The sequence below is a fragment of the Sphaerobacter sp. genome, from assembly GCF_019683595.1.
Lineage (GTDB): Bacteria > Chloroflexota > Chloroflexia > Thermomicrobiales > Thermomicrobiaceae > Sphaerobacter.
This window is the reverse complement of the sequence record NZ_JADGHZ010000308.1, coordinates 1-2550: the sequence shown is the minus strand read 5'-3', so window position 1 is coordinate 2550 and position 2550 is coordinate 1. Positions and strand designations below refer to the sequence as shown.

General features: G+C 66.4%; 3 protein-coding genes. All 3 read left to right on the top strand.

Annotation, left to right across the window (positions count from 1 at the left end; all coding sequences use genetic code 11):
• On the top strand, positions 1-930 hold a 930-nt coding region (gene hpaI / locus IRZ30_RS16965; protein ID WP_294086876.1), incomplete at its 5' end, for a 2,4-dihydroxyhept-2-ene-1,7-dioic acid aldolase.
• Complete coding sequence (locus IRZ30_RS16960; RefSeq protein WP_294086875.1) at positions 930-1685, top strand: fumarylacetoacetate hydrolase family protein; 756 nt, start codon at positions 930-932, stop codon at positions 1683-1685. The genes hpaI and IRZ30_RS16960, both read left to right, overlap by 1 nt.
• A partial coding sequence (locus IRZ30_RS16955) for an aldehyde dehydrogenase family protein (RefSeq protein WP_294086874.1) occupies positions 1685-2550 on the top strand: 866 nt, incomplete at its 3' end. The genes IRZ30_RS16960 and IRZ30_RS16955, both read left to right, overlap by 1 nt.

The window sequence follows — 2550 nt, the reverse complement described above, 5'->3', positions numbered from 1 at the left end:
ATGGCCAGACATGACTTACGCGGATCGATTGTGCCGCTGGTGACGCCGTTCAAGAACGGCCAGTTCGATGAGGCTGCGTTCCGAGATCTGATCGAGTGGCAGATCGAGAGCGGCAGCCACGGCATCTCCGTGACCGGCTCGACCGGTGAGCCGTCCGCGCTCACGGAGGAGGAGCGCAAGTACGTCATCGAGACCGCCGTGTCGGCGGTGCGAGGCCGGGTCCCGGTCGTGGCCGGGACGGGCACGAACAACTTCGACGAGACGGTGCGTCTGACCACCTTCGCCGAGAAGGTCGGAGTCGATGCCGTGCTGGTCATGGTCCCGTACTACAACCGTCCGAGCCAGGAGGGGTTGTATCAACACTTCGTCGGCGTGGCCGAGCGCACCTCGCTGCCGATCATCATCTACAACATCCCCGGCCGCACCGCGGTGAACATGGAACCGGAGACCGTCGCTCGCGTGGTGCGAGCGCGCTCCAACGTGATCGGCGTCAAGGAAGCCAACAAGGACTTCGAGCAGGTCACCAAACTGATGCATCTGTGCGGGCGGGACTTCCGGGTCTACTCCGGCATCGAGGTGCTCTGCTTCCCGCTACTCGCACTCGGCGGCGCGGGTTACATAAGCGCCACCGGCAACGTGCTTCCGGAGCAGTCGGCACGGCTGTACAATCTCGTCACCGCCGGCAAGTACGATGAGGCACGGGACCTCCACTATGAGATGTACGAGATGAACGAGGCGCTCTTCTGGGAGACGAACCCGGGCCCGGTGAAGTACGTGCTGGGCCTGATGGGCAAGATCCAGCCTGAGCTGCGCCTCCCTCTCGTGCTCCCCTCTGAGGAGAACCAGCGGAAGCTGCGCGCCGTGGCAGAGCGCTACGGCCTGATCCCAAGCTCGGCCCCCGTGGCCGGTGGCGAGAACGGAGCGGCCTGATGCGGTACGTGCGTTTCATCGCGGATGGGCGTCTGCACACCGGGTACGCCGACGAGGACCGGCTGATCGACGAGTCCGGTCGCGCCTACCACCAGGATGCGGTCGTCTGGCTGCCGCCGGTGACGCCGACCAAGGTGATCGGGTTGGTGCTCAACTACGCTGAACACGCCAAGGAACTGGGACTGGAGACGCCCAAGGACCCGGTCCTCTTCTTCAAGCCGCTCACCTCGCTCATCGGCCACCGCGCGCCGATCGTCTATCCCACCGGGGTGAAGCAGCTCCACTACGAGGTCGAGTTGGGCGTCGTCATCGGGCGGCGCTGCCGCAACGTCAAGGCAGAGCAGGCGCGTGACGTCATTCGTGGCTACACCGTGGCCAACGACGTGACCGCGCGCGACTTCATCACCAACTACTTCCGCCCGCCGGTCAAGGCCAAAGGCTTCGACACCTTCGGTCCGCTCGGCCCCTGGGTGGTCGAGGACGAGGACATCGACCCGGACAACCTGACGCTGCGCGCCTACGTCAACGGCGAACTGCGCCAGGAGGGGCACACGTCCAAGCTGATCCACAAGGTCGGCCCGATCATCGAGTACATCAGCGCGTTCATGACGCTGGAGCCGGACGACGTGATCCTGACCGGAACACCGGAGGGGATCTCCTTCGTCCAGCCGGGCGATACCCTGCGCGTCGAGGTCGTGGGGATCGGCGCCCTGGAGAATCCGATCGTCGCTGAGCACGCCGAGGGGACGGTCTGATGACCACAACGACCGACTACGCGGCCTTGAGCAAGCGGCTGCTCGATGACCTGCCGCCGCTCCAGAACTACATCGGCGGGGAATGGACTCCCGGTCCGACCGGCGAGACCTTCATGTCCATCAACCCGGCGACGAACCAGCCGATCGCGACGGTCCACTCCGCCGGGCGCGCCGGAGCGCAGCAGGCCGTTATTGCCGCCCGCGAGGCGTTCGAGAGCGGCGCCTGGTCACGGATGCCCGCCGCCGACCGCGCCCGGGCCCTGCGCCGGATCGCGGAGCAGATCCGCAAGCGGGCCGATGAAATCTCGGTGCTCGAGACGAGCGACACCGGCATCCCGATCACCCAGATCCGGGCCGGGCAGGTGCTGCGCGCGGCCGACAACTTCGACTTCTTCGCAGAGATGGCGACGCAGATCACCGGCGAGACCTTCCCGGTCGAGGGCACCTTCCTCAACTACACCGTCCACAAGCCGGTTGGGGTCGCCGTGCTGATCACACCCTGGAATACGCCCTTCATGCTGGAGACGTGGAAGGTCGCCCCGGCGCTCGCGGCCGGCAACACCTGCATCCTCAAGCCCGCGAGCTGGTCGCCGATCTCGGCCTACCTGCTGGCGAAGGCGATCGAGGAGGCGGATCTGCCGCCCGGCACCTTCAACCTCGTCTACGGCTCGGGGGAGACGGTCGGCACTGCGCTCGTCGCCCACCCGGAGGTTAACCTGGTCTCCTTCACCGGCGAGACGACAACCGGCAAGCAGCTGATGCGCACCGGCGCCGAGACGCTGAAGCGCTTCTCGATGGAGCTGGGTGGGAAGTCGCCCGTCATCGTCTTCGCCGACGCCGACCTGGACCGCGCGCTCGACGCCGC